The sequence below is a fragment of the Arthrobacter sp. UNC362MFTsu5.1 genome, from assembly GCF_000685965.1.
GTDB lineage: Bacteria > Actinomycetota > Actinomycetes > Actinomycetales > Micrococcaceae > Arthrobacter.
This window is the reverse complement of the sequence record NZ_JMLE01000031.1, coordinates 25,200-45,731: the sequence shown is the minus strand read 5'-3', so window position 1 is coordinate 45,731 and position 20,532 is coordinate 25,200. Positions and strand designations below refer to the sequence as shown.

Sequence of the window (20,532 nt, the reverse complement as noted above, 5' to 3'; positions counted from 1 at the left end):
TGCCGCAGCAGCGCGGCTACTTCTGGTGGCAGGTACAGTGCGCCTACCTTCCTCAAGGCTCCGGCATCCACTTATGGAAGACCTGTCATGAAGCTGTTAGGAAGCTGTGAATCGGACATTCTGAGAAACTTGCACAGAGTGTAAAAATGCACGTAGTGTAATGCCGTGCCACCCACCCAGAATGCGCCAGCCATCCCGCCGCGCAGTGAAACCGCCGAACCGCCGCCGCCCTCGCGCCGGGAACTCAACAAAGCCGCAACACGCCAGGCCATTACCGATGCCGCCCTGCAGCTTCTGCGCAGCAAGGGGCCCGGAAACTTCACGGTGGAGGACATCGCAGACGCCGCAGCGATATCGCGGCGCACCTTCTTCAACTACTTCAGCAGCACCGAGGCGGCACTGGCCTCCGTGACCCACGGCTTCCTGGACAACGCATTGGCGCAGTTCCGGCTGCGGCCCGCCGACGAGCCCATCCTTGAGTCGGCGAGGGCTGCCCTGGTTCAGTTGGCCGACCCCATGACGGTGGCCCCTATGGCCGAGCTGTACAGCCTGGCGCAGTCCAATCCGCAGCTCAACCGTTCCGAACTTGAGGCGTGGGACCACTGCACCGCGGAAATCATCGATGCGGCCCGCGAACGTTTCGCCCGGACCACGGGCGAGGAGCTCGACGAGCTCTACCTGCGCGCGCTTGCGGGGTCCATCATCTCCTGCGGAAAAGCCGCCATGGACGTCTGGTTCGCCGAGCGCGGCGCAGACCTCTCCGCCACGTCGCTTGCAAGGCTCCGCCAGCTCCTGATCGACGCCATGGGCCTCCTTGGCTCAGGCTTTACGCCCACCGCCAACCTCTCCACAGATCGGCACTGACATGGCCCTCTTCCTCTACCGCCTCGGCAAGTTCTCGTATCGCCGCCGCTGGCTGGTCATTTCGCTCTGGCTGGCAGCGCTGGTGGCCGTGGGCGGGTCTGCCGCCGCCTTCCACGGCACGCTGTCCAACAACTTCCAGATCCCCGGCACCGAAACGCAGCAGATGGCGGACAAGCTCAAGAAGGAGCTCCCCTCGTCCTCCGGCGGCTCGGCAAGCGTGGTGTTCGAAGCCAACGACGCCCGGTTCAGCCAGGCCGGAAGGGATGCGGTCACTGCTGCGCTGACGAAACTCAAGACCCTTCCCGATGTCCAGGGAACAGTCGATCCCTTCGCCACCCAGGCGCAGCTGGACAAGGCGGTCGCAGATCTCGACGCCGGCAGGGAGCAGTCCGCGGCCGGCAAGGCGCGGCTGGACCAGGCCGCTGCCGAGCTTGCCGCCGGAAAGGCACAGCTGGGAGCAGCAGAACAGCAGATGGCGGCCGCCGGTTTGCCGGCTGCCGCGATCGAGGCACAGCTCGGCCAGCAGAAAGCAGCCCTCGCCGAGGGCCAGGCAAAGCTCGACGCCGGCACTAAGGAACTGGAAGCGGGCGAAGCCAAGCTTGCGCTTGGCGCCCGCCAGCTGGACGCCTCGAAGGGCCTCCGCTTCGTCTCCGAGGACGGCAAGGCCGCAATCGCACAAATCCAGTTCAGGACCTCCATCAACGGTCTGACGCCCGACGTCCGCCAGCAGGTCCAAGACATCGTCAAGGAGGTCTCGGCCGCCAACGTCACTGCCCTGCCCAGCAAGGAAATCAGCGAGGACATCTCCGAACTCTTTGGCACCGCCGAGATCATCGGCATCGCCGTTGCGGCCCTGGTCCTGGTGGTAATGCTCGGGACCCTGATCGCCGCCGGGCTTCCGCTGCTGATGGCCATCGTCGGCGTGGCCGTCGGTGTGGGCGGAACGATCGCCCTGAGCGGTGCCACGGAAATGAGTTCCATCTCGCCCATGCTGGCGCTGATGCTCGGCCTGGCAGTGGGAATCGACTATTCGCTCTTCATCGTCAACCGGCACCGCAGCCAGTTGCTGACCGGCATGGATGCCGAGGAATCCGTGGCCCTGGCCACCGGTACTTCGGGCAACGCGGTGATGTTCGCCGGACTGACCGTCATCATTGCCCTGGCTGCCCTGGTGGTCCCTGGCCTTCCGTTCCTGGCAGTTATGGGTCTCTCCGCGGCCGCCACAGTGGCCGTCGCCGTCGTCGTTGCCTTGACCCTGACCCCCGCTGTTCTCTCCTTGGTGGGCCGGAAGCTGATCTCCAAGCGTGCTTGGGCCAAGGCGGAGAAGCACAACGCCGCCCCGGGGCACGAAACCGAGGACCGCACCCGGGACGAATACCGCAGCAGCCACGGCTGGGGCGGCATGGTCACCAATCACCCGTGGCTGGCCCTGCTGGCCGGAGTCGTCCTGCTCGGTGTGGTGGCGCTGCCCGCCAGCCAGCTCCGGCTTGCATTGCCGGATGCCAGTTCCGAGCCGGTCGCCTCGCAGGCTTTCAAGGCCTATGACGTCACCAAGCGGAGCTTCGGCGAGGGCATGACCGGCCCGATCATTGTGGTGGGCGACCTCCCCGAAGGACTCAGCGACGCCGAGGCGCAGGCCAAGCAGTTCGATGTCGCGGACATTCTGCGCGAAACCGGAAGTGTCACCGCCGCCGTGCCGCTGGCACTGAGCGAGGACCGCCGCACCGCGGTGTTCCAAGTCATTCCGAATGAAGGGCCGGCCAGCGCGAGCACCGTGCAGGTGGTCTCCGAACTCCGTGCCGAAAAGGGCCAGATCAAGGACTCCACGGGCGTCAGCATCGGGCTCACAGGACAGACCGCCGGCAACGTCGACGTCTCCACCAAACTCGGTGACGCACTGCCGCCGTACCTGGCGATTGTCGTTGGTCTGTCCTTGATCCTGCTGCTGCTGGTGTTCCGCTCCATCTGGGTGCCGCTGCTGGCCACAGGAGGCTTCCTGCTCTCGCTCGCCGCAGCGTTCGGCGCGGTCGTGGCTGTGTACCAGTGGGGCTGGCTCGGAGCGGTGTTCGGCGTCGAAAATCCCGGTGCCGTGCTGAGCTTCCTGCCGATCATCCTGATCGGCGTGCTGTTCGGGCTGGCCATGGACTACCAGGTCTTCATCACCTCCGGCATGCGGGAATCGTTCATGCACGGGGAATCAGCCAAGCACGCCGTCCGGTCGGGATTCAGCCACGCGGCCGCGGTGGTCACAGCCGCCGCGATCATCATGGTCAGCGTGTTCTCCGGCTTCATCTTCTCGCACCTGAACATGGTCCGGCCGCTTGGGTTCGCCATGGCCTTCGGCGTGCTGATTGATGCCTTCGTGGTCCGCATGACGATCGTCCCGGCCGTGATGTACCTGCTCGGCGAAAAGGCATGGTGGCTGCCGCGCTGGCTGGACCGCATCCTGCCGGACGTGGATGTGGAGGGGGCCAAGCTCCGCAAACCTGCGCCGGCCGCCGAGGTGGAACCGGAAGAAGTCGGCGCACGCTGACCGGGCTCCCCTAGTCCGCCACAGGCCGCCCGCTGATCAACTGATCGGCGGGCGGCCTGTTCTGTGGGCCATGTTCTGTGGGCCCTGTTCTGTGGGCCTTGTTCTCCGTGCCGCGCTCTGTGGGCCGCGCCAGAGTTAGGCCGCGAGTGGAGCAACACGCCGTGACCGGAGGGCACGTCGGTGAACCTTGGCGTGGTGGCGGAGCTCTTTCCGACGACTGGAATCTTCTCGGTAGCGGATTTCTTCCGGATGGCCGGAGTCTGTGGCCGGGCTGCCTCGTTGACTCCCCGGCAACGGCGGCGCAGTGGAGTGATAAGTATGGCCGTTGGGAGTTGTCAGTTGGATGCCATGCCTGGCCCTGCCGGGACCACTCGTCCCGCCGGGAACACTCGTTCCGGCGGGTGCGTTTGGTGCGCTGGCCGGGTGTGCTCTCCAGCCCGGCGATTCCTTCGTGTGGTTGCAGGCCTCGCAGAGCCCGGCACCGTTGCCGGCCGTTGTAGCGCCACCGCCGTGCCAGGGAACGATATGGTCCAGGTGCCGGATGGGAGCATCACAGTACGGGGTACGGCACGTGTCGTCGCGGGCCTCGATGAACCGCCGGAGCCCCGCCGGGAAAAGCCTCGCCCGGGAGTCCATCGCCACCAACTCACCCGAGCCCGGGGCTGTGTACAGGCGGCGGATCCAGGTGTTGAACGCCTGGTCAGCTGCCGCTTCTGAGGGCACAGCGCCTGGCACGGATCCGGCTGGCACAGAACCGTTGGACACGGAAGCGTCGGACTCGGAATTTGCAGGCGCCGCTCCGGCCGGGCCAAGAAGGCTTCTGGCCCAGCCGCCGGGAACTACACCGTAGCCGGGCAGGCGGGCCGGTTCGCTGTCGCCCTGGAAGAGGGTGCGGTCGGTCATCACCAGCTGGATCTCAATACCGCTGATCCCGCCCGGTGTGCCCGTGACGCGTTCAACCAGGTCGTCCGCCATGATCTGCCCGCGGGAGCGGATGTCCCCGGACGAACGCAAAGTATCAGCCTGCCGGGTCAGCGCAGCATGGACCGCAACACCGGCCGAAACCGGCAACAGGGCCGTCAGATAGCACATCGTGTCCGGGGCGGGACGGAGTCTCACATGCCGCTCCGTCACAGCATGCGCAGCACGTTTCGCGACAGAGCGCGGATCCAGCCGGTACGCCGCGGCCCGGGCCGCGCCAACAAGGGCCCGGTCACCGGAGCCGGCCAGCGCCCCGGAATCCGGCGCGAGTTCCTCATCGACCGCACACCGGTCGTCCGCCGACAGGCACGCCGTCTCACGCACCAGCAACGTGGCCCGCCACTCACTCAACTGCCCCGCTTCCAAGGCAGCAAGCGTGTGCGGCATCTCCGTCACCAAAGCCTTCGCCAGACCCAGCAACCGGCTCCCCTTCGCCGGAGACTCCCGCCGGGCCAGCGCAACCTGCGCCCCGACACCCGCCCCGAGCTGGTCTGCGGGGACCCCGGCAATCGACTGCGCCCGGCGCTGCAGCAGATCAAAGGCCACCGTCAACCGGGCCTGACGGGCAGCCAACGCAGACTTCCGATCCTCCAACGCCCGGATCTCATCGATCATGCCCGCACCACCGTCCCCGGGCGGAACACCGTCCAGCCCCCAGGCCGGGTCCTGCGTTGCCGGCCCCTGACCACAGCTGCAAGCGCAACCGCACCCCACCGCCAGTGCCGGCGTCTCTTCGGATCCCCCAAGACCGTCCATGGCTCAAGTGTCTCTCTGGGCTCTGACAGTATTTTGAGCCCTGCCACTAACGGCCAGGAGATTGATCGTGGCCCGCAGGAGCCGGTCGGCCGCTTCGGATGCCATCGGTGAGGTCCCGAACCCGCATGGGCCTATGCGGGCACGGCTCAGGACAACCGCCACTTGGGCGCGCGTCCCGATAGTAGCCAAGGCGGAGCCCACCTCGTCCAGCCGCCGACAGAATTCGAATAGCTCTGCACTGCCCTCAGGCACAGTAATCTGTCGAAGCGCGAGACTGCACACCTCCACCACGCGGGGGAGGTTGGCTTCTTTCCGCCCGGCCATTGTCCCTGCCGCTTCCGGTCCATGGTTCCCGTCCATGAACCCACTATCCCGCCAACCTCCGACAATAAGACGTGAGCGACAACGCCGGCGCGGACCGTCCCAGCGACCTACGAAGAAAAGGACCACTGCCAACCAGACAGAAGGGAACTAGGCTGGACCGGTGACCCGCCTCATTCTTGCTTCCCAGTCCCCCGCACGCACCAAGCTGCTGAGCCATGCCGGCATCCGGCACGAGATCCTGGTTTCCGATGTGGACGAGGACGCGGTCCAGGCCCGCTACGGCGTGACGGACCCGCACGACACCGCCCTGCTGCTGGCCCGCGCCAAGGCGGAGGCCGTGGCCTCGCTGCCCGAGGCGGAGGGTGCCCTGGTGCTCGGCTGCGATTCCGTCTTCGAGTTCGACGGAGAGGCACACGGCAAGCCGTACACGGCCGACGTCGCCAAAGAGCGGATGCTGCGCATGAGCGGCGCCATGGGCGTGCTGCACACGGGCCACTGGCTGGTGGACTGCCGCGACACCGAGCCGGACGACGACGCCGACGCCGAATCCGGTTCCGACACCAGCACCGGCACCGGCACGGGCGCCACCCTGGGCTCCGTCACCTCCGCGGAGGTCCACTTCATGGATATGAGCGTCGACGAAATCGATGCCTACATCGCCACCGGCGAGCCGCTCCAGTGCGCCGGTTCGTTCACGATCGACGGCTACGGCGGGGCCTTTATCCGCAAGGTCGACGGCGACCCGCACACCGTCGTCGGGCTTTCCATTTCCACCCTCCGCGCCCTGCTGGGGCAGGCGCAGGTGGGCATTACCGAGCTGTGGACCGGCGGCGCCATTGACCCCGCAGAAGTCCGCGCTGAGTGAGCCAATTCGCAACTCTTTGTAGCTTCCCTACAAAGGACCGGAGCTTTACACGCGGAATCCGCAAGTAATATCGGCGGAACCCTCAAAATCGCGCTAGGCTCCCTGAAGGAAAGAAGGAGACGCCTTGTCAGCAAATACGGAGCAGTCCGCAAGTCCAGAGCAGTCCACCGCCCCCAGCCACGCAGGTGCCGCCCTGACGAGCTCCAAGCGGCTGAGCAAAGTCCTGATCGCCAACCGCGGTGAAATCGCAGTGCGCATCATCCGCGCCGCCCGCGACGAAGGCATCTCATCGGTGGCCGTCTACGCCGACCCGGACCGTGACGCCCTGCACGTGCGCCTGGCGGACGAAGCCTACGCGCTGGGCGGCAACACTGCCGCAGAGTCGTACCTGGTGATGGAAAAGCTCATCGAGGTCGCCCACGAGTGCGGCGCTGACGCCATCCACCCCGGCTACGGTTTCCTGGCCGAAAATGCCCAGTTCGCGGCCATGGTCATCGGCGCCGGCATCACCTGGATCGGCCCGTCCCCGGAGGCGATCTCCGCCCTCGGCGACAAGGTCCAGGCCCGGCACATCGCCGAAAAGGTCGGCGCCCCGCAGGTCCCCGGCACGGCCGACCCCGTGGAATCCGCCGAGGAAATCCTCGAGTTCGTGGACAAGTTCGGACTGCCCGTGGCCATCAAGGCTGCCTTCGGCGGCGGCGGGCGCGGCATCAAGGTGGCCCGCACCCGCGAAGAGATCCCCGAACTTTTTGAATCCGCCGTCCGCGAGGCCGTCGCTGCTTTCGGCCGCGGAGAGTGCTTCATCGAGCGCTTCCTGGACGCCCCGCGCCACGTCGAAACCCAGTGCCTGGCGGACGCCTACGGCAACGTCGTGGTGGTTTCCACCCGCGACTGCTCCCTGCAGCGGCGCAACCAGAAGCTTGTGGAAGAAGCCCCGGCACCCTTCCTCACCGAAGAGCAGAACCGCCGCCTGTACGAGTCCTCCAAGGCCATCCTCAAGGAAGCCGGCTACCTCGGTGCCGGAACCTGCGAATTCCTGGTGGGCCAGGACGGCACCATCTCCTTCCTGGAGGTCAATACCCGTCTCCAGGTGGAGCACTGCGTTTCCGAGGAAGTCACCGGAATCGACCTTGTCCGCGAACAGTTCCGGCTGGCCCGCGGCGAAAAGCTGGGCTACGACGATCCGGAGGTGCGGGGACACTCCATTGAATTCCGCATCACCGGCGAAGACCCGGGCCGCAACTTCATGCCCGCCCCCGGCACCATCACCACGCTGAAAAACCCCACGGGACCCGGCATCAGGATTGACTCCGGCGTGGAGCAGGGCGATGTCATCAGCGGCAACTTCGACTCGATGCTCTCCAAGCTGATCGTCACGGGCGCCACCCGCGAGCAGGCACTGCAGCGCTCCCGCCGGGCCCTGGAGGAGATGGTGGTGGAGGGCATTCCCACCGTCATTCCGTTTGACCTCGCTGTGGTCACCAACCCCGATTTTGCCCCTGCGGAAGGACCGTTCAAGGTCCACACCCGCTGGATTGAGACGGCTTTCGTCAACGACATTCCGGCGTGGACGCCGAACGGTGCCGAGGGTGAAGCGCCCGACGCCGGCGATCGCCAGCGCGTCGTCGTCGAGGTGGGCGGCAAGCGCCTTGAGGTGGTGCTGCCTGCTTCGCTCGGTTCGTTCAGCAGCGGCGGCGGCGGCCCTGCCAAGCCGGCCAAGGCCAAGAAGCGCTCCCGCTCCGGCGGGCCGGCTGCAGCCGCCGGCGGCAACGCCTTGACCTCTCCCATGCAGGGGACGATCGTCAAGGTGGCCGTCGCCGAAGGCGACGTTGTTGCCGAAGGTGATCTCGTCGTCGTGCTCGAAGCGATGAAGATGGAGCAGCCGCTCACGGCGCACCGGGGCGGCACCATCACCGGCCTGGCCGCCATCGCCGGCGAGACGGTGTCCGCCGGCGCCGTGATCGCCACGATCGAAGACTGATCCCGCCGGCTCACCTTAAGCTCGAACCACAGCATTACCAGCCGCCCCCGGCGCGCCCATGGCGCCCGGGGGCGGCTGCATGCAGACTTAGCGTGTGAAGCCATTTCTCCTTCTTGCATCACGCGCCGAGGACAGGGCGGCCGAGGAAGAATACGAAGCCTACCTGCGCTACGGCGGCCTTGAGCCCGCCCAACTCCGGCGCATCCGGATGGAAGCCGGGCCCCTGCCGGAGCTGGACCTCTCCGACTACTCCGGCGTCATTGTGGGCGGCAGCCCCTTTACATCCAGCGACCCCGCGGAGCACAAAAGTGCAGCCCAGCACCGGGTGGAGCGAGAGCTGCGCCTGCTGCTGGACCGTATTGTGCCGGCCGATTTCCCGTTCCTGGGGGCCTGCTATGGTGTCGGCACGCTCGGCCTGCACCAGGGAGCAGTCATCGACAGGACGAACGGCGAGGGGCTGGGCGGCACCACCATCAAACTGACGGCGGAAGGACTGCAGGATCCCCTCCTGCGCGGACTCCCGGAAAGCTTCACGGCCTTCACCGGCCACAAGGAGGGCTGCACAGTCCTCCCCTCCCACGCGGTACTGCTGGCCAGTTCAGCGGCCTGCCCGGTGCACATGTTCCGGATCAAGGCCAACCTGTACGCCACCCAGTTCCACCCCGAACTGGATGCGGAAGGGCTGGTCACCAGGATCGACATCTACCGCCATGCCGGCTACTTCCCGCCCGAATCGGCCGAAACGCTGATGAATGACGCCCGGCAGTTCACCGCCACGGAACCGATGAAGATCCTCCGCAACTTCGTGGAGCGCTACGCGAAGTAGCACCGGAAACGACAAAATGCCCGGTACCCCCAAGGGGCACCGGGCATTTGTTGCGGGCGAAACGGGTCAGGCTACGTTGTTCTCGTAATCCAGGTCCCGTGTTTCCTTGCTCAGGAACAGGGCGATGAGGGTCAGCACGGCCATGGCGCTGAGGTAGACACCCACCAGCACGGGGCTGCCCTTCGCCATCTCCCAAAGCCATACCGCGATGAACGGGGCCACGGCAGCACCCAGGATGCTGGAGACGTTGTAGCTGACCGCTGATCCCGTGTAGCGGACGTTGGTGGGGAAGAGTTCCGGAAGCAGCGCGCCCATGGGACCGAAGGTCAGGCCCATCAGGGTGAAGCCGAGGATCAGCAGGGCCATGGTGCCCACGAAGCCGCCGCTGAACAGCGGCACGAACAGCATGCCGAAGACGAAGATCCCGGCGGTGACGCCGATGAGCATCTTGCGGCGGCCGTACTTTTCAGCCAGCGGGCCGGAGACCAGGGTGAAAATGCCGAAGAACACGACGCCGGCAATCAGCATCCAGAGGAAGTCGTTGCGCGTGAAGCCCAGGCCGGGGACGAACGCGGCCGCTGCGGCCTCGCTCATCGGCTTCCCTGCCTTTTCCGCGGCCGCCTTGGCGGCATCCAGCGTGGCGGGGCGTGTTCCGTAGGTGAGCGTGAACGTGGTCATCAGGTAGAACAGCACGTACGTGGCCAGCATGATGAACGTGCCCAGGATGAGCGGGCGCCAGCTGGTCTTGAAGACGCGGGCCAGCGGGAGCTTGGCAACCTCGTTGGATTCCAGCACCTTGGTGAAGGCGGGGGTCTCGATCAGCTTCAGGCGGACGTAGAGTCCGATGATCACCATGACGGCGCTGAGCAGGAACGGAACGCGCCAGCCCCAGGCTTCAAACGCCTGCGGTGACAGCGTGTAGCTGGCCACCAGGAAGATCACGTTGGCAATGATGAACCCGATGGGTGCACCCAGCTGCGGGAACGTGCCGTAGATGGCGCGCTTGTTGGCGGGGGCGTTCTCGGTGGCCAGGAGGGCTGCGCCGCTCCACTCCCCGCCGAGGGCCAGGCCCTGGGCGAAGCGCATGACCACCAGCAGCGCCGGAGCCCAGAAGCCCCAGCCCGGAACCAGTGCGGTGGGGAGGCAGCCGATCAGGAACGTGGCGATACCCATGGTCAGCAGCGATGCCACCAGGGTGCCCTTGCGGCCGAACTTGTCGCCGAAGTGGCCGAAGACAATCGATCCGAGCGGGCGGGCAATGAACGCGACGCCGAACACGGCGAAGGAGCTCAGCAGCTGGGTGGTCTCGTTCTGTCCGGGAAAGAACAGCTTGGGGAATACGAGCACGGCGGCCGTGGCGTAGACGTAGAAGTCGTAGAACTCAACGGTGGTGCCGATGAGGCTGGCGACGATCACGCGCCCGCGCGAGTTAACCTGCTTGGCTGACCCCGGCTGCGGTGAGGTGGCAGTGGATGACATGTAGTAACGCTTTCGTGAGAAACCGGACGGGTGCCCCAAAAGACTGCCCGGCTAAGGGATACGTATCTCTCAATAATAGTTCCCGCCGTCCAGCGACTGGACAAACAGTCCACTATGCGGACTTTTCGATTCGTCTCACTAATTGCGCCTCACGCCGTCACAAATGCCCCGATAGGCAAACTTCACAGCACGTTAACAAACGGCGACGCTTCACGAAACGCGGGCTCCCTACCTTTGAAGAACAACAAACCCCCGAAGGAGGTACACCGTGACTGTTGACCGCACGGCAGAGGCCGGCGCACAGCCCGGCACTACCCGCACCGTTCACGCCCCCGCCCTTGAAGTCCGCCCCGGTCGCTGGATCGCCAACTGGGATGCCGAGAACAAGGAGCAGTGGGAAACCCAGGGCCGCTCCATCGCCCGGCGCAACCTGAACTGGTCCATCTTCGCCGAATTCCTCGGCTTTGTCGTCTGGCAGCTCTGGTCCATCGTGGTGGTCCAGCTCCCCGCGGCAGGCTTCACATTCTCCACCTCTGAAATCTTCTGGCTGATCTCCATGCCCAGCCTGGTGGGTGCCACCCTCCGCATCCCCTACACGTTCATGGTTCCGAAGTTCGGCGGCCGCAACTGGACCATCGTCTCGGCCCTGCTGCTCCTGATCCCCTCCATTGGACTGGCAATGTGCGTCTCCAACCCGGAGACTCCGTTCGGTGTCATGCTCCTGGTGGCAGCACTTGCAGGCTTCGGCGGCGGCAACTTCGCCAGCTCCATGGCCAACATCACGTTCTTCTACCCGGCCCGCGAAAAGGGCTGGGCCCTGGGCCTGAACGCCGCCGGCGGCAACATGGGTGCCGCCGTCGCACAGCTTGCTGTGCCGATCGCCATCACGCTCCTGGCCGCCGGAACCGTCAACCTTCCGGTCGCAGGCCTCATGTGGGTCCCGCTGATCCTGCTCGCAGCGTTCGGCGCCTACAAGTACATGGACAACCTCACCAGCGCCAAGGGTGACGTGGCAGGCTCCATCGCCGCGCTGAAGGAACCGCACCTGTGGATCATGGCGTTGCTGTACATCGGCACCTTCGGATCGTTCATCGGCTTCGCCGGTGTATTCCCCAAGCTCATCAAGGACTACTTCCCCGCCTTCTCCTCCATCGGCGTGGGCACAGTGGCTCTCTCACTGGCCTTCCTCGGCCCGCTGGTCGGTTCCCTGGCCCGCCCCTACGGCGGCCGCATGGCGGACCGCATGGGCGGCGCCCGCATGACCGTCGCAGCCTTTGCTTCCATGGCCGTCATCACCCTCACGATGATCTGGACGCTGCCGCTGAAGAACTTCTGGCTCTTCCTGGTCCTCTTCCTGATGCTCTTCACCGCCAGCGGCTTCGGAAACGGCGCCACCTACCGGATGATCCCCATCATCTTTGCCACCAACAGCCGGGCAGCACGCAAGGGCGCCAGCACGGTGCAGACCCAGCGACTGGCTTCCTCCGCCCTGGGCCTGATCTCGGCAATCGGCGCATACGGCGGGTTCGTCATCCCGCAGGTGCTGAACGCCTCCAACACGGCCAGCGGTTCCTACACCCCCGCTTTCTACGGCTTCGTCGGGGCTTACGTCCTGATGCTGGTGGTCTGCTGGGGCTGCTACATCCGCAATGCCAACCGAAATGCGATGGGACACGTCTAACATGACCACAAGCGCCGACACGCACTGCCCCTACTGCGCTTTGCAGTGCGCCATGACGCTGAAGTCCCCAGCGGCTCTGACCCCGGCTGTCCAGCCGGGGTCAGACCCCGTGCCGGCTCCATCCGCCCAGAGCGTGGCCGCCCCGGCTGGACCCGTCCTCGAAGTTTCCGGCCGCGACTTCCCCACCAACCGCGGCGGACTCTGCCGCAAGGGGTGGACGTCAGCGTCCCTTCTGAGCCACCCCGGACGTGTCACCGAGCCCATGCTGAAGGGCTCCGACGGCGTGCACCGCCCCGTCAGCTGGGATGACGCACTGAAGCTCATCACCGCAGCCGTGAAGGACACCCGTGCCCGCTACGGCGCGGACGCTGTCGGCGTGTTCGGCGGCGGCGGCCTGACCAATGAGAAGGCCTACATGCTGGGCAAATTTGCCCGGCTCGCCCTGGGCACGTCCCGGATCGACTACAACGGCCGGTTCTGCATGTCCTCCGCCGCCGCCGCCGGCATGCGCGCCTTCGGCGTCGACCGCGGCCTGCCGTTCCCGCTGACAGACCTCGACGGTGCCAGCACCATCCTGATGCTCGGCTCCAACGTTGCCGAGACCATGCCGCCCTTCGTCCAGCACCTCCAGGGCGCACGCGACGCCGGCGGGCTGATTGTGGTGGACCCCCGCCGTTCCGCCACGGCGGCGTTCACGTCCGACGGCGGCGGCCTGCACCTCCAGCCCCTGCCCGGCACCGACCTCACCCTCCTCCTGGGCCTCTCCCACGTGGTGATCCACGAAGGCCTGGCGGACACCGACTTCATCCAGGCGCGCACCAGCGGCTTCGAAGCCCTCTCCCGCAGCGTCAACGCCTTCTGGCCAGAGCGCGTCCAGTCCCTGACCGGCGTGCCCGCGGACCTGATCCGCGAGACGGCCCGCAGGCTGGCCCACGGTGCCACCAAGGGCGGCAGCTACATCCTGACCGGCCGCGGTGTGGAGCAGCACGTGGACGGCACGGACACCGCCACAGCTGCCATCAACCTCAGCCTGCTGCTCGGCCTGCCGGGTTCCGCCCGCAGCGGCTACGGCACCCTCACCGGCCAGGGCAACGGCCAGGGCGGCCGCGAGCACGGCCAGAAGGCCGATCAGCTCCCCGGTTACCGCAAGATCACCGACCCCGCCGCACGTGCACACGTGGCCGGGGTGTGGGGCGTACCGGAAGCGCTGATTCCCGGCCCCGGCCTCCCCGCCGTCCAGCTCCTGAAGTCCCTCGGACAGCCCGACGGCGTCCGCTGCCTCTTCGTGCACGCCTCGAACATCGCGGTGGCCTCCCCCGATGCCAACGCGGTCATTGCCGGCCTGCGCAGCCTGGACTTCCTGGTGGTCTGCGATTTCTTCGTCTCCGAGACAGCTGCCGAAGCCGACCTCATCCTGCCGGTCCTTCAGTGGGCCGAGGAGGAAGGCACGCTAACCAACCTCGAAGGACGCGTCCTGCGCCGCCGCCGTGCCCTGCAGCCGCCCGCCGGCGCCCGCAGCGAACTCTGGATCATGGCACGGCTCGCCGAAGCGCTCGACGCCCCGTCCACCTACAGCGAGGACCCCGAGACGGTCTTTGAGGAACTTCGCCTGGCCTCGGCCGGCGGGCTCGCCGACTACTCCGGGATCGACTACGCCATGCTGGACCGCGGCGAGGCCGCGTACTGGCCCTACCCTGCGGGAAGCACCGGCACGCCTCGGCTGTTCCTGGACGGCTTCGCCCACGCCGACGGCAAGGCGGTCATGACCCCGGTGGCGCCCCGCCGCCGTCGTGCTCCTGCTGCGGATCCCGCCAGCGATATCCGCCGGGACCTCACAGGCGCCAAAACCATGACGCTCATCACCGGCCGCCTGCTGGAGCACTACCAGTCCGGGTCGCAGACCCGCCGCGTGTCCGAGCTGCTGGAATCCCAGCCGGAGGCCAAGATGCAGATCCACCCTGCCGCGGCCGCGTCCATGGGCATCACCGACGGGGCATTCGTGTCCGTGGCCAACGAGCGCGGCGAGGTGCTCTGCCGGGCCGAACTCAGCACGGCCATCCGGCCCGAGACGGTCTTCCTGCCGTTCCACTTCCCGGAGCTCGAGAGCGCCAACCGCCTGACGGAGGCCGCCACGGATCCCATCTCCGGGATGCCCGAGTTCAAATTCAACAAAGTATGGGTCCGGGCGGCCGCAAACGGACTTCAGCACAGCGTTCTTCAAGCATCGGAGGCCTCATGAGTGAGCAGATTGTAGTTGTTGGCTTTGGTCCGGTTGCCGCACGGCTGATCGACGAGCTGCTGCCGGCAGTTCGCAGCGGGCTCGTCCGCCTGACGGTGATCGGCGAGGAAGCAGACGCCGCATACAACCGCGTGCTCGTGGCCGACCTCGGCGTCGGGCGCACCACGGCCGCGGCGCTGGCGCTGTCCGACGCCGCTGCCCTGATCGCCGACGGCGTGGATGTCCGGCTCGGCGTCCGCGTCCGCCGCGTGGACCGCGCCCGGCAGCAGGTGATCCTCACCGATGGCACCACGCCGCACTATGACCGCCTGGTGTTCGCCACCGGCTCCCGTCCGGTTATTCCCAACCTGACCGGCCTCAACCCGGACCCGGCCCACCCCGTGCTGCCCGCCGGCGTGACCGCCCTGCGCGACCTGCGCGACGCCGAGGTGCTTCGTTCGGCCGTTTCCGGCGGCAAGCGCGTGGTTGTCCTGGGCGGCGGCGTCCTCGGACTCGAGACGGCGCTGGCCGCCGCCGAGGAAGGCGCTACCGTGACCGTGGTCCACAACGGGCCGCACCCGCTCGGCCGCAACATCGACCGCGGCGGCGGTGCGGTGCTGGCCGCCAACCTGCGCAACTGCGGCGTCCGGATGGCCGGCAACGCGCGCTCCACCGGCCTTGAGCACAACGCTCCCGACGGCGGATTCTCCGCCCTGCTGCTCGATGACGGTTCAGCGATCGACGGCGACCTGCTGGTGCTGTCCTGCGGCGTGCGGCCCCGCGTGGAACTGGCCGAAGGCTGCGGGCTGTCCACGGCCACGGGCATCCTGGTGGACCACAAGCTGCGGGCACACCACGAGCCGCACATTTTCGCGATCGGCGACTGCGCCGAAGTCCGCTGCCCGGATCCGTCCTGCAGCGACTGTCGCACCGCCCCCGGCCCGTCCGGCCTGGTGGGACCCGGCTGGCGGCAGGCCGAGTGGCTCGCCGAGTACCTGACACTTCTTGCCGAGGGATCAGCCGAGGCATCGGCTGAAGGCGGCAGCGAAGCCGCGTCGGCGGAGGTTGCCAATGCCCTGCCGGAACTCCCGATGGAGAAGCCGGGCGTCGTTGTTCTCAAGGCACGCGGCCTGAACATGGCCGTGGCCGGCGACAACGCCGCCGAACCGTGGGACGAGGAAGTACTCACGGCCGGCGCCGTCGACGGCCGCCCGCGCCTGCAGATTGCGCAGTGGGCGGATCCGGAACACGGCCGCTACGTCAAAATGACCACGCGCGGCGGAGTCCTGGAAGGCCTCGTGGCCGTGGGGATGCCGCGCACTGCTGCGGAGCTGGTGTCGCTGTTTGAGCGCGGCGACGAACTCCCGGCCGACAGGTCGCTGCTGCTGCGGCTGGACGGCCCGGACCAGCTGGCTGCCGCTGCCAACACCGACCCGGCGCGCACCGTCTGCCGGTGCGCCGGCGTCAGCGGAACCAAGATCCAGGACGCCGTTACTGACGGGTGCTCCACCGTGGCCGAGGTTTCCGGAGCCACCCGCGCGGGCACCGGCTGCGGCGGCTGCCACTCCGACATCAAGGACATCATCGAAAAACACTTCCAGGCGGCAACAGCCGCCTGACGTGACGTGAAGCGGCAGGGGCCCCTCGGGGGTCCTGCCGCTCCTGTGTCCCCGCCTGCTAGCCTGAACCATCATCGAGGGTTGGGGGTGCAGTGAACCAGGCTGCGTGGGGCGTTCTGGCTGCAGGGACACTGTTGGCTTCGGGGTGCGCCGCCCCAGTGGCGGGGCCGGCTGCGTCCGGTACAGAACCAGGTGTCCAGCAGGCTACTGCCACCGTTGCCGCGTCGCCGGAAACGTCCGGCCCCCTTGCGGGTCCTCCCTCCGGGCTTCCCTCGTCCGGGCTTCCCTCGTCCGGCCTTCCCTCGTCCGGCCTTCCGGTGCCGGACTTCTGCGCGGCCGGAGAGGTATATTTGGCGCGTTTTCCGGGGCTGTCACGCTATGAGCCCGAGAGCGAAGCCCCGGAGCCCCAGGACTCGAGCGGCTGCGCCTATTCTGAAGCAGCCGGTGACGAAACCAGACCCTTTGCCGTGCTGACTTTTGCGGAACTATCAGAGGCCGACGAGATCCAGGCGTTGCTGACCGCCAGCTGTACGTACAGTGCGTTGGCTCCCGGGGTGACACACGTCGATGCCCTCGCCCGCGAACGGGGGTGGTCCGCTTGGACCGCCACGGAAAAGGCTGGTGTCTATGAAGCCCAGGTCTGCACCGGCAGCCATATGTACAACGCTTCTTTGGGCAACGTTCCTGGCACCATGCCTGAGGACGCCCTCAAGATCATTCTCGCTGTCATCCGGTAGGGACGCCCGCACGAGGTTTTGAGGGACCTTGGACCCCTTGCCCTGCACAAGGGGCAAGGGGTGTCATGGAAGCTAGAGTCCGTGGGTCCAAGGGAGGGTTGCCATGTTCGCCGTCACGATCTTCCTGGCCGCGGCCGCACTCATCGTGGTTGCCGCCGTGATGGGCATCGTCTCCCTGCGGAAGCTGGACCGATCCGCCCAGGCAAGAGCACTGATGTGGACGGCAACAGCGATCATGGCCGCGTTTACGGTCCTCGCCGGCCTGTTCATCAGCGGTTACGCCCTGACTGATCCCGGCGGCACCGAAGGCCTCATGATAGTCCTCTCCTGGGCTGTTCCGCTGGCCGCGCTGGCCGTACTTGCCTGGCTTCGTCCCGGGTGGGCTGCACCGGCGCTGGCCGTGCTGACCGCGTTGCTGGTGGTGGCAGGGATGTGGTTCGCCGTGGATTCCGCATCGTGGCGCGCCTTCGAGAACGCCAATGGCCCCGTCCGCGCCGTCGCAATTCTGGTGCTCGCCCTACCGGCAGCAGTCCTGGGCTTGAAACGGACGGACGCTGCGGGCTGGCTGCTCGTGGCCCTCGGCCTCGGCCCGATAGCCTTCTCAGCCCTGGGGAGCCTCGCTGGAATAGTGTCGCTCTCCGCCATCAGCGTGATTCCGCTGATTACCGGGCTGGTGTACCTGGCGGCAGCCCGGATGTCCCGTTCCGCAGAGTCCGCGGAAACCATCCGGGCCGCACCTGCCTAGGCAGGGTCAACCACGGGGACAGGCTCAACCACCGGACGCTACATGTGTACGTGCAGGCGGCGTGCCGCTTCCGAGATGGAACCGCTGAGTGACGGGTACACCGTAAAGGTGCTGGCAACGTCGTCGACGTGCAGTTTCTGCGTCACCGCGATGGAAATCGCGAAGATCAGCTCGGACGCGTTCGGGCCGACCACCACGCCGCCGATCACGGTTCCGGAGCCTTTGCGGGCGAAGATCTTGATGAAGCCGTCGCGGTGGTTGCGCATCTTGGCTCGGGCGTTGCTGCGCAGCGACAGCTTGATCACGTCGCCCTGGTATTTGCCGGAGTCGATCTCCGCCTCGGACACGCCGACCGACGCGATCTCCGGTGAGGTGAAGATGTTGGAGGCCACCTGGTGCAGCTTCAGCGGGGTGACGCTGTCGCCCATGAAGTGGGCCACTGCGATGCGTCCCTGCATGGCCGCGACGGAGGCGAGGGCAAGGACGCCGGTGCAGTCGCCTGCCGCGTAGATGTTCGGTGCCGTGGTGCGGGAGACGCCGTCCACTTTGATGTGTCCGGCTTCGGTGAGGGCCACGCCGGCTTCCTCGAGGCCGATGCCTGCCGTGTTCGGGATGGAGCCCACGCAGACCAGGCAGTGGCTGCCGGTGACCTTGGAGCCGTCACCCAGGGTGACCACCACGCCGTCGTCCGTCCGCTCGACCGTTTCCGCGCGGGAACGGGAGAGCACCTTTACGCCGCGGCGTTCAAAAACGCCTTCCAGGACCTCTGCGGCGTCGGTGTCCGAGCCCGGCAGCACCCGGTCGCGGCTGGAAATCAGGGTGACCTTGGAGCCCAGGCCGTTGTAGGCGGACGCGAACTCCGCGCCGGTAACGCCGGAGCCCACCACGATGAGTTCCTCGGGGAGCTCGTCCATGTCATAGATCTGCGCCCAGTTCAGGATCCGCTCGCCGTCCGGCCGGGCGGTGAAAAGTTCGCGCGGGTGGGCGCCCACCGCGAGCAGGATGGTGTCCGCTTCCACCGTCTCGGTGCCTTCAGCAGTGAGGACCTCGATGGTGTGGCTGTCCAGCAGCCGGCCGGACCCGATGAGGATGCGCACGCCCTGGTGTTCCAGCCCTGCCCGGATGTCCTCGGACTGCTTCCGCGCAAGGTTGAGCAGCCGGTCGTTGATGTGCTTCAGGTCCGCCCTCATCACCGGGGCGAAATCGCCGCCGTCGACGTCGAACTTCACTCCCAGCTCCCCCGCCTCACCGACGCGGGTCATCAGGTCCGCCGTCGCGATCAGGGTTTTGGAAGGCACGACGTCGGTAAGCACCGCCGAGCCGCCGAGGCCCGCCCGCTCAACGATGGTGACTTGCGCCCCCAGTGAGGCGGCCACCATGGCGGCTTCATAGCCGCCGGGCCCTCCGCCGAGTATTGCGATGCGAGGTGAGCTGAAATCCGGATGCGTAGTCACAAAGATCCATTCTCTACCCATGCGGCGCCGCGCACCAATAAAAGGGACCTGCGCCACTGCTGGGCAGGGCGCCGCGGGCACGATAACTTGTACCAGTGAGTAATACAGAATTCCTGAACACGGACCCTTTTGACGCCGCCCGCGCGGCCGCCGACTACATCGCCGAGGAGACGGGCGTGGACAGCCACGACGTCGCGCTGGTGCTCGGCTCCGGCTGGGGCGACGCCGCGGACCTGATCGGCGAGACCACAGCCACGCTGTCCGCGGACGAAGTGCCCGGCTTCCATGCGCCGGCGGTGGAGGGCCATGTAGGCACCATCCGCTCCGTCCTGACCCGGGAAGGCAAGCGCGCCCTGGTGCTCGGCGCCCGGACGCACTACTACGAAGGCAAGGGCGTCCGCGCCGTGGTTCACGGAGTACGGACCGCCGCCGCGGCCGGCTGCAAGGTCCTGGTGGTGACGAACGGCTGCGGCGGCCTCAACGAGGACTGGGCTCCCGGCACACCCGTGCTCATCAAAGATCACATAAACCTCACCGCCACGTCCCCGCTGGAAGGCGCAACCTTCGTTGACCTGACAGATCTCTACTCTGCACGGATCCGCGGACTGGCCCGCGAAGTGGACCCTTCCCTCGACGAGGGCATTTATGCGCAGTTCACCGGACCGCACTACGAGACTCCGGCGGAAGTGCAGTATGCCAAGCGGATCGGTGCCGACCTGGTGGGCATGTCCACAGCGCTCGAAGCCATCGCCGCCCGTCATGCAGGCATGGAGGTCTTCGGCATCTCGCTGGTGACCAACCTCGCCGCCGGAATCAGCCCGGTGCCGCTGAGCCACCAGGAAGTGCTGGAAGCCGGGCAGGCTGCCGGCCCGCGCATCTCCAAGCTGCTCGCCGAAATCATCGCCAAGCTCTGACTACTGCTTCCTGGCGGGCATCAGCCGGCGGAGCACGTCCTTCCGTGAGCCGGGAAACTTCCGCTCAACCGAGGCGGCAATGCCGGCGATGGTCTGCCGGGACAGCGTCTGGCGCCAGACAAGCTCGGCCTGCCGCATGGTCTGCGACACGAGGCAGCTGCGCAGGTAGTCCTCGCCGGGCTCTGCGCCGGGCGTGTTCGCGAGGATGGATTCGCAGCGAAACGCCGGTTCCGGACCTTCAATGGCAAGGACAACGTCCAGCACGGTGATCTTTTCCGCAGGCTGCGCCAGGTGGAACCCGCCGCGGGGTCCGGATACGGAGGACAGGATACCGGCGCGGACCAGTGCCTGAAGCTGCTTGTTCAGGTACGCCGCCGGCAACTGATACAGCTCCGCCAGCCTGGCACTGTTTACGGCTTCCCCGGCGGGGGCCCAGGACATGTTGACGCAGCAGTGCAGCGACCACTCAACCCCCTGCCCCATCTTCATTTTTCAGACATTACGTGTCCGGAAAATTTACTGTCAAGGTTCCGGGTTGCGCATGCCGGGCATCGC

The 20,532-nt window shown here is 66.8% G+C and carries 15 protein-coding genes; 11 read left to right on the top strand and 4 right to left on the bottom strand.

Features of this window, described 5'->3' with window-relative positions; all coding sequences use genetic code 11:
• Nucleotides 1-165 precede the first annotated feature (165 nt).
• Both BS38_RS0120830 and BS38_RS0120825 read left to right on the top strand, forming a co-directional pair.
• Entirely contained in the window at nucleotides 166-864 is a 699-nt protein-coding gene (locus BS38_RS0120830) for a TetR family transcriptional regulator (RefSeq protein ID WP_081818998.1), read from the top strand.
• 1 nt (nucleotide 865) lies between these two features.
• Nucleotides 866-3,397, top strand: a complete 2,532-nt coding sequence (locus BS38_RS0120825; protein WP_028272521.1) for an MMPL family transporter — start codon at nucleotides 866-868, stop codon at nucleotides 3,395-3,397.
• A 135-nt stretch (nucleotides 3,398-3,532) separates the two neighbouring features.
• Here the strand turns inward: BS38_RS0120825 and BS38_RS0120820 are convergent, their stop codons facing one another.
• Nucleotides 3,533-5,134: an HNH endonuclease signature motif containing protein gene (locus BS38_RS0120820; RefSeq protein WP_028272520.1), complete on the bottom strand. Its 1,602-nt coding sequence runs from the start codon at nucleotides 5,132-5,134 to the stop codon at nucleotides 3,533-3,535.
• Between the two features lie 484 nt (nucleotides 5,135-5,618).
• Between BS38_RS0120820 and BS38_RS0120810 the strand changes: the two genes are divergently transcribed.
• The 3 genes from BS38_RS0120810 to BS38_RS0120800 all read left to right on the top strand — a co-directional run bounded on the left by BS38_RS0120810 (nucleotide 5,619) and on the right by BS38_RS0120800 (nucleotide 9,130).
• Entirely contained in the window at nucleotides 5,619-6,323 is a 705-nt protein-coding gene (locus tag BS38_RS0120810; protein WP_028272518.1) for a Maf family protein, read from the top strand.
• A gap of 124 nt (nucleotides 6,324-6,447) precedes the next feature.
• Nucleotides 6,448-8,304 carry an acetyl/propionyl/methylcrotonyl-CoA carboxylase subunit alpha gene (locus tag BS38_RS0120805; RefSeq protein WP_442853356.1) on the top strand — a complete coding sequence of 619 codons (1,857 nt, stop codon included), beginning with the start codon at nucleotides 6,448-6,450 and terminating at the stop codon, nucleotides 8,302-8,304.
• Nucleotides 8,305-8,398: 94 nt separating this feature from the next.
• Nucleotides 8,399-9,130 carry a glutamine amidotransferase gene (locus BS38_RS0120800; RefSeq protein WP_028272516.1) on the top strand — a complete coding sequence of 244 codons (732 nt, stop codon included), beginning with the start codon at nucleotides 8,399-8,401 and terminating at the stop codon, nucleotides 9,128-9,130.
• 66 nt (nucleotides 9,131-9,196) lie between these two features.
• On the opposite strand, the gene BS38_RS0120795 is transcribed toward BS38_RS0120800, so the two are convergent.
• On the bottom strand, nucleotides 9,197-10,609 hold the full coding sequence (locus tag BS38_RS0120795) for an MFS transporter (RefSeq protein ID WP_028272515.1): 1,413 nt from the start codon (nucleotides 10,607-10,609) through the stop codon (nucleotides 9,197-9,199).
• A 268-nt stretch (nucleotides 10,610-10,877) separates the two neighbouring features.
• Between BS38_RS0120795 and BS38_RS0120790 the strand changes: the two genes are divergently transcribed.
• The 5 genes from BS38_RS0120790 to BS38_RS0120770 all read left to right on the top strand — a co-directional run bounded on the left by BS38_RS0120790 (nucleotide 10,878) and on the right by BS38_RS0120770 (nucleotide 17,609).
• Nucleotides 10,878-12,290 (top strand): MFS transporter, encoded by a 1,413-nt coding sequence (locus BS38_RS0120790; protein ID WP_028272514.1) that lies wholly within the window; start codon nucleotides 10,878-10,880, stop codon nucleotides 12,288-12,290.
• A gap of 1 nt (nucleotide 12,291) precedes the next feature.
• Nucleotides 12,292-14,529 carry a molybdopterin oxidoreductase family protein gene (locus tag BS38_RS0120785; RefSeq protein WP_028272513.1) on the top strand — a complete coding sequence of 746 codons (2,238 nt, stop codon included), beginning with the start codon at nucleotides 12,292-12,294 and terminating at the stop codon, nucleotides 14,527-14,529.
• Nucleotides 14,526-16,127, top strand: a complete 1,602-nt coding sequence (locus tag BS38_RS0120780; protein ID WP_028272512.1) for an FAD-dependent oxidoreductase — start codon at nucleotides 14,526-14,528, stop codon at nucleotides 16,125-16,127. Before BS38_RS0120785 ends, BS38_RS0120780 begins: the two co-directional genes overlap by 4 nt.
• Nucleotides 16,128-16,594: 467 nt before the next feature.
• Nucleotides 16,595-16,864: a hypothetical protein gene (locus tag BS38_RS0120775; protein ID WP_156037203.1), complete on the top strand. Its 270-nt coding sequence runs from the start codon at nucleotides 16,595-16,597 to the stop codon at nucleotides 16,862-16,864.
• 103 nt (nucleotides 16,865-16,967) lie between these two features.
• The gene (locus BS38_RS0120770) at nucleotides 16,968-17,609 is read left to right on the top strand and encodes a hypothetical protein (RefSeq protein WP_028272510.1); all 642 of its coding nucleotides are present in this window, start codon (nucleotides 16,968-16,970) and stop codon (nucleotides 17,607-17,609) included.
• Nucleotides 17,610-17,647: 38 nt separating this feature from the next.
• Here BS38_RS0120770 and BS38_RS0120765 read toward each other — a convergent pair whose 3' ends face one another.
• Complete coding sequence (locus BS38_RS0120765; protein WP_028272509.1) at nucleotides 17,648-19,063, bottom strand: NAD(P)H-quinone dehydrogenase; 1,416 nt, start codon at nucleotides 19,061-19,063, stop codon at nucleotides 17,648-17,650.
• 95 nt (nucleotides 19,064-19,158) lie between these two features.
• On the opposite strand from BS38_RS0120765, the gene BS38_RS0120760 reads away from it, so the two are divergent.
• Entirely contained in the window at nucleotides 19,159-19,977 is an 819-nt protein-coding gene (locus BS38_RS0120760) for a purine-nucleoside phosphorylase (RefSeq protein WP_028272508.1), read from the top strand.
• Here the strand turns inward: BS38_RS0120760 and BS38_RS0120755 are convergent, their stop codons facing one another.
• Nucleotides 19,978-20,466 (bottom strand): RrF2 family transcriptional regulator, encoded by a 489-nt coding sequence (locus BS38_RS0120755; RefSeq protein WP_028272507.1) that lies wholly within the window; start codon nucleotides 20,464-20,466, stop codon nucleotides 19,978-19,980. It abuts the gene before it with no gap.
• Nucleotides 20,467-20,532: the final 66 nt, after the last annotated feature.